At 41.2% G+C, this 6,505-nt stretch carries 7 protein-coding genes; 4 read left to right on the top strand and 3 right to left on the bottom strand.

The window, feature by feature from the left end; genetic code table 11:
- Positions 1-57: 57 nt before the first annotated feature.
- Positions 58-1,677, bottom strand: coding sequence for an ArnT family glycosyltransferase (locus I8751_RS14520; protein WP_214439866.1), 1,620 nt, complete (start codon positions 1,675-1,677; stop codon positions 58-60).
- 828 nt (positions 1,678-2,505) lie between these two features.
- On the opposite strand from I8751_RS14520, the gene I8751_RS30255 reads away from it, so the two are divergent.
- The 4 genes from I8751_RS30255 to I8751_RS29640 all read left to right on the top strand — a co-directional run bounded on the left by I8751_RS30255 (position 2,506) and on the right by I8751_RS29640 (position 4,308).
- A complete protein-coding gene (locus I8751_RS30255) occupies positions 2,506-2,775 on the top strand; it encodes a hypothetical protein (RefSeq protein ID WP_318780328.1) in 270 nt (89 codons plus the stop codon).
- A 492-nt stretch (positions 2,776-3,267) separates the two neighbouring features.
- Positions 3,268-3,525 carry a hypothetical protein gene (locus I8751_RS14530; protein WP_214439867.1) on the top strand — a complete coding sequence of 86 codons (258 nt, stop codon included), beginning with the start codon at positions 3,268-3,270 and terminating at the stop codon, positions 3,523-3,525.
- Complete coding sequence (locus tag I8751_RS14535) at positions 3,513-3,959, top strand: type II toxin-antitoxin system VapC family toxin (RefSeq protein ID WP_214439868.1); 447 nt, start codon at positions 3,513-3,515, stop codon at positions 3,957-3,959. The genes I8751_RS14530 and I8751_RS14535 overlap by 13 nt, the downstream gene beginning before the upstream one ends.
- A 172-nt stretch (positions 3,960-4,131) precedes the next feature.
- Positions 4,132-4,308 carry a hypothetical protein gene (locus I8751_RS29640; protein WP_225894157.1) on the top strand — a complete coding sequence of 59 codons (177 nt, stop codon included), beginning with the start codon at positions 4,132-4,134 and terminating at the stop codon, positions 4,306-4,308.
- 43 nt (positions 4,309-4,351) lie between these two features.
- Here the strand turns inward: I8751_RS29640 and I8751_RS14545 are convergent, their stop codons facing one another.
- A complete protein-coding gene (locus I8751_RS14545; RefSeq protein ID WP_214439869.1) occupies positions 4,352-4,942 on the bottom strand; it encodes a Uma2 family endonuclease in 591 nt (196 codons plus the stop codon).
- Positions 4,943-5,080: 138 nt separating this feature from the next.
- Complete coding sequence (locus tag I8751_RS14550) at positions 5,081-6,421, bottom strand: recombinase family protein (protein ID WP_214439870.1); 1,341 nt, start codon at positions 6,419-6,421, stop codon at positions 5,081-5,083.
- Positions 6,422-6,505: the final 84 nt, after the last annotated feature.

Below are 6,505 nucleotides of genomic sequence, written 5' to 3' on the forward strand. Positions count from 1 at the left end.
TCGTAATTATACATACCATGCCCAATGCCCAATGCCCAATGCCCAATGCCCAATGCCCTATAAACGACCAGCGTCTTTTGTAATCAGCATCCAACCTTCAGCTTCACCAACTTTCTTGATTGATTCAAGTTTTAGCTCTTTCAAGGTAGATGCGTTCAAAAGAAAATAAGGTTGGCCGTTGTAGTGCCAATAATATTGCAATTCACCAACTGAAGCGGGAATAATGGTGCGATCGCTATAAAAATCCAACGAGGGACGATGACGGGGAAAAGATGTATAAATTTGCTCAACAGATGGGTTTACCTGGGCTATCATAGCCGCCACTGGTTTGACTGGATAAGCTTGCCATAATTCCCAAACCCAGTAGTTAGATTTCATCAATAGCACCAATGAAATATAACTTCCCCAAAACAAAATTTTGAGAAATTGTCCGTCGCCTCGTTCTGCCAAAATCGCTGCCAAAGTCATAGTCACAGCTACTGCTGCAAAAATTAACTGTAGGTCGGTTTTTGGCGTTGTACCTCCACTAAAGTAAATACTACTAGCAGAAGCCACCACAGCCAGAATCGAAAAACCAGTTACCCAACTACGAGGATAAGAGGATAATAAGGGGGAATTTTCTGTTTCAGCTAACTGGGCACCTAGAGCTAAAGCTAAGCTAGGGTAAATCGGGAATACATACCAAGGTAGTTTTGTCCCCAGCAGGGAAATTATCAGCAGAAAAACGCCACTCCATACAAGTATAAATTTTGCCCAACTTAGGTTACGATTTTCCCAAATTAAGCGTGCAGCTTGTGGTAAAAATATTAACCAAGGCCATGTCCATTTTAGGAGTTCAATAATATAGTACCAAGGTGGCTCAGCATCTCCTTCGACAGCTGCGCCAATTCGGTTGAGGGATTGGTTGAACAGCCCAACTTGGGCAAAAGTATAACCATAGTGCCATAGTTGAGCGCTATACCAACAAGCTACAGGCAAGCTGCCAATTAAAATAGCTGTCCAGAAATAGTAACTGGTGAGCAATCTGGGTGTATCCCAAAATAAAAATACGATCGCGATCGCACCTAGTAAACCACCTAACAGACCTTGAGTTAAGCAAATCAACCCAAAACCAATGCCAATACCAAGGCAATAACGTAAATCTCGGCGCGATCGCAACACGCACAACATCATCACCATCAAAAAACTGACTACCGCGCCATCTAACATTGCTAATCTGCCATGACGTACCACCGGTAGCATTGTCAGATAAATCAAAGCACTATAAATTGCTGCCCAACGTTGGCGAAATATTTCTCGACCAATGCAATACAATAAAGGCACAGAAAACGCTGTTAAAATCGCCCCAGGTAAGCGTGTTGTCCACTCATTTACGCCTCCTAAAGAATAAGTCCAGGCAATGAGCAAATGCATCAAAGGCGGCTTGTTGTGATAGGGTTTGCCTCCTAGAGTTGGGTAAAGCCAATGCATTGAACCTGATGGGGCACTCCAAATTTCTCTGGCAACATGTGCCACAGTCCCTTCATCCCAATCTCGCAGCGGTAGCCCCCCAAGGTTAATACTAAATAATAAAACTGCCGCCAACAACAGCCCTATCAGGCATACCCAATCAACCCATTTGTCAACTGCGCGATGCTGTTTTTCTAGATGACTCCAAATAAAGCTTCCTTCTTGCATATCCTATGATAATCATTTTACTTGCTGGTTCGATTACATAGAGATCAAAGCGAATCTCTAATGTTGCCACCCAGTAACAACAATATGTTCTTCACAATTACTAAGTTCCCAGGTTAACTCAATTTTCTCTGAACAGCGATAATTATTTGAAGAATTTGACTGATTTTTTCTTAATTTATTTAACAATAATTAATTGATAAAAATCATACCAAATAATAGGATAATTCACTGGTTGTGTAAGTTTATTTACGCTGCGTGGGTCAGTTGTCAGTGGTCAGTTGTCAGTGCTAAATATATTTTGGGGCATGGGGCATGAGGAAGAAGTTCGAGGATACAGTTTTCCGTGGCTTTCAATAAATTTGTCAAATATAGCGCTTGTTTACAGATTTACAAAGAGACTTTTACTACTAAAATAAGTATAAAAATGTTCGTTATAAAGTTAATTACAGCCAACAAAATAAACTTTCCAGATTAATAGTGACATGCAATACAAATTATCTTGAAGTTACATATAAAATGAGCCATTTTGCCAATTAATCAATTAGTTATTACTGATACAATATTGGTTTTAAGGTGTAAAAATGTAGCTTAATATTTTACAAATAGCACCACATAATCAAAGCTGACTAATAGAGTAATTATCAAGATTTGAGACTTATGCAAACAAAACTAGGGAGTGCGATAGGCGAAGCCATGCCCTCCGGGCTTATCGCCCCGCAAAAACTAGATTGAGCCAGAGTTAGGGTTTGCACTTATGTCATAAGCTGGACTAGAGGGACTGTTAAACTGAGGATCATAAGTATAATTTCGTAAGATTATTGCTAACTTATGGAACCAGTAACCTTGACGGCTGTAGCAACTGCGATCGCTACTATAGTTTTAACTAAGGCTTTAGAAAAAACAGGCGAAAAGCTGGGAGTGCAAGCAGCCTTTGAGTTGAGTTGGGAGGAATTAGCAGAGGATGATCAGTTATTAGGCTGTGTACTCAGTTTATTTGCATCTGCACCCATACCTTGGAAATTAGTACAACAGTGCTTAAAAGAGAAAGATGAGGATGAGTTAGAAGACATTCGGGATGATAAATTATTGAAAATTTAGCATATATACGCGATCGCCTCACCTCAGAACAGTAAAATTCATGTTGCCAACCTCATCAATCAAGCTTTTATTTCCAAGTTTCGCGTTCTAAACGAGAACATTCCTGTTTTTAGTGAGAACGTTTCTGTTTCAAATGAGAATGTTTTTGTTCTAAACGAGAACGTTCTTGTTTGAAGTGAAAATGTTCTTGTTCCAAATGAGAACGTTTCTGTTTGAAGTGAGAATATTCTTGTTCCAAACGAGAATGTTCTTGTTTTGAAGTGGAATGATGGTGTTATGGGGGCGTAGGCGTAGCCTGTAAAAGACATCACTCCTGTTCAGAGTGTAAAATGAGGGGCGATCGCCTTTGATAGTTGAGAGATGGTTGCGATCGCGTTCGGTTTTGCCGTTGCCGAAGGCATCGCTTTTTGAGCCACAATGGATTGGATAGAACAATAGGGAGTCCATAGAACAAACAATAGCTAAAAAGAAACCAAATCAGGAGAAGGCTTGATGCAATCAACATTACGCATTGAAACTAAAGTTTTACCAGGCAACAAAATTGAAATCACCTTGCCTGCCAATACCCTCTCAACCTCTGTAGGACAAACTATTGAGGTAATTGTCCTGATACCAGAGCAAAAAACGACACTAGAAGGACAATCGATTATGCACCTGCTTGAAGAAATCCACAAACAGCGTCCTGTTGGCAGAAGTGTAGAAGAAATCAATCGAGACCTCCAAGCAGAACGAGATGCATGGGACAACTAATTCTGCCAAATGCTGCTCGTGTATACGTTGATACGGTAACAGTTATTTACGCTGTCGAACAGACCCCAACTTATGGAGTGTTGTTGAATCCCTTATGGAATAGTCTTCAGGCGAGAACTCTTGAAGTCTTTAGCAGCGAACTAACTCTGATGGAAACCTTAGTTGTCCCACTAAGAAACTCGGATACATTTCTGGTTGATGCCTATGAGCGATTACTGCGATCGCCTCAAATGCAGTTGATTCCAATAAATCAGACCATTTTGCGTGAAGCAGCAAGGCTACGCGCAAGCACACCTTCTTTGAGAACACCTGATGCCATTCATATTGCGACTGCTACAATATCTGGCTGTACTCAGTTTCTCACCAACGATCGGCAACTGAGGACAGCCACAAACTTGCCTGTTGTGATTCTAGATGAGGTGCTGACATCATGAGTGATCGCCGATTGCAAAATCAGCATTATTCAAGTAAATCAAATCCCTGTTCGCTTCTTAACTTTCTGTCAAAAGTTACTGTACAACTGCGCCCATGCCCACATGAAACAGTGTCTCTAGAAATCCCCAAAGATACCTTAGAATCGCTCAAAAAATAGCAGACAGTCGAGATATGTCTTGTGAGGCATTACTTAAATTTTATATTGGGCAAGGTTTACGCCAAGATGTAGCTCAGTTATTTTCTAACCGCGTACTAGAGGCTACTGCTCAAGTTCTGGCACGACATATTCAATCAGAAGCAGAAATTTCACATATCTTACAAGAAATTCGATCCCAAACTAATTGTTAATACGATCGCTTAGATGTCCTGATTATCAGGAAAAATATCTATTCTATGGAGCGATCGCACTTTGAGGGAAAATCCTTCTTAAATCCAACAAGGCATCTTCAAACCCAGGAATTGCCACTGTCTCATCTGGTAAATAAATTTGCTTACTGAGATAATTAAATTTACCTTGAGCATTTTGATAAGGTTGACTATAACGTTCTAGTTGACGAGCATTTAAATTGACAATCCAATAGTTAGCAATTCCGGCTTCTGCATAGAGTTCTAACTTCTTTGTCTGGTCATAATCTAGAGTTGAGTCGGAAATTTCGACAATCAAGGAAATATCTTCGGGATAGGGATGATGAGCTAGATAATCAACCTCATTTCCTCGTGCAATCACAACATCTGGCTCAGGCTCACTATTTGATGGGAGAATAATCGGCTCTTGACAACGCACAACAACTAGATCGACTTTTAGGTGATCTAGTTGGCGACAGAGTCGAGTTGTACAGAAGGTATGAGGTGTTCCTTTAGCTACCATTTGAATTAATTCTCCCCGGATTAATTCGATGCGATCGCCCTCTTTTAAAAATCCGAGTTCAATCAACTGATGATATTCATCAATGGTGAATCGCTTTGGTGTGACAACACTCATAACACATTTATCCAATGTTATTCTTTCACTTGTACCCTAGCAAAATTTTAGGCTTGTCAAACCGCTACTTGCTACTGGTTTGTTTTTCACGAACCATAGCTAAACCTTCTTAAAGCGCAGTCAAGCGATCGCGCTTGCTTAAAAAATAAAAATAACTTGTAAATCCCATTCTTTACCCCGGCGAATTATCTCGATTTGCTTAATAAATTCTCGAAAGTAAAATCTTCGCTCTGCTTCAGATAAATCTAACCAAAACTGCGGAATCGAAACAGCTTGAGCGACAGAACGCAAGTTGACTGGGGGAAGAGTTGCCAGTTTTGCCTGGAGTGCTGAAATTTCTGTACGGAGTTTGTAAGCTCTTAATTTTGCTGTTTCAGAATCCAAAACCCCAGTTTCGATTAAAGCAGGTAACTGAGCGAGTATTTCTTGCTGACGAGCGATCGCTTGCCCTAAATTCTGCTTAATGGCATCCAATTGGGGAAAATCCATCCCTGCTACTGCTAAGGGTAAGTCACGACAAACCGTGCCAATCGTATGTTCTAATATCTCTTGGTAGGGAATAGCCCGACACTTGGGACTTTTAGGACAACTTATAGGACGTAAATAAAGATACTCTTTGTTTTGATAGCGTTGGGTAACACGAGTAACTGTTGTGTGTGACTGACACTCACTACAAATAACCAACCCAGCTAAAGAACGGGGCGCACTAGCAGTCCGAGATGGTAATCGGCTGTTACGGCGTAAAAGTCGGTCAATTTGGGCAGCTTCTTCTTTAGAAATGATTGGGATATGGGTATCAGAAATAATTTCCCCATTTTGATAAGCCGTATCACCGCGATAAACGGGACTAGTCAACCAGCGCCGCCCAGTGGTTACAGAGATTTTCTTGCCGTATTTTTTTGCAAGGTAACGAACTGCTCCCCGTAGAGAACCATAAAGTAAAAAGTTGTCAAAAAAATCTTTGACGACTGGCAAAGTACTACGGTCAATAATGTACTTATCTTTACCTCTGCGGTAGCCATAAGGGATTTTACCGGGTGGAGGCGCAGCGTCAAGACGATTGCGGGCGTGTCCTTGGCGGATGCGGCGACTGCGTTGCTGACATTGGACTTCATGCAGTAATTTCAGCAATTCAGCGCGGAGATGGGAATTTTCACTGGTGTAAGATTGTTCTGTAGCAATAATCGCTATCCCCATTGCTTCGAGTTCATTGAGGCGATCGCTTACTTCTTCTACAGTATCCCCTAATTCTTCCAAACGACGAATTAGCAGATAATCTGCTGGTTCAGTTTGGCAATCTGCGAGTAATTGTTGTAATTGCGATCGCGTAGCGTGTCCGCAGGACTCTCGCGTAGTGTGTCCAGAAGAATCTTGTTTGCCTAAATCTTCATAAACCCGATCTATCTCCCATCCCCAATTAGCTGGATCAGGAGACGATTCTAGTAAAGGGTCACTGTAAGTATAGGCAATGATTTTCATTGGTCAGTGGTCAGTGGTCAGTTGTCAGTGGTCAGTTGTCAGTTGTCAGTGGTCAGTTGTCAGTTGTCAGTTGTTATTACTCTT

This window comes from Atlanticothrix silvestris CENA357 (genome assembly GCF_016056295.1).
GTDB classification, from domain to species: Bacteria; Cyanobacteriota; Cyanobacteriia; order Cyanobacteriales; family Nostocaceae; genus Atlanticothrix; species Atlanticothrix silvestris.

Bases quoted from the DNA above. Each gene is read 5' to 3' on its own strand.
- I8751_RS14520 (WP_214439866.1), bottom strand. From the start codon at position 1,677: ATGCAAGAAGGAAGCTTTATTTGGAGTCATCTAGAAAAACAGCATCGC.
- I8751_RS30255 (WP_318780328.1), top strand. From the start codon at position 2,506: ATGGAACCAGTAACCTTGACGGCTGTAGCAACTGCGATCGCTACTATA.
- I8751_RS14530 (WP_214439867.1), top strand. From the start codon at position 3,268: ATGCAATCAACATTACGCATTGAAACTAAAGTTTTACCAGGCAACAAA.
- I8751_RS14535 (WP_214439868.1), top strand. From the start codon at position 3,513: ATGGGACAACTAATTCTGCCAAATGCTGCTCGTGTATACGTTGATACG.
- I8751_RS29640 (WP_225894157.1), top strand. From the start codon at position 4,132: ATGTCTTGTGAGGCATTACTTAAATTTTATATTGGGCAAGGTTTACGC.
- I8751_RS14545 (WP_214439869.1), bottom strand. From the start codon at position 4,942: ATGAGTGTTGTCACACCAAAGCGATTCACCATTGATGAATATCATCAG.
- I8751_RS14550 (WP_214439870.1), bottom strand. From the start codon at position 6,421: ATGAAAATCATTGCCTATACTTACAGTGACCCTTTACTAGAATCGTCT.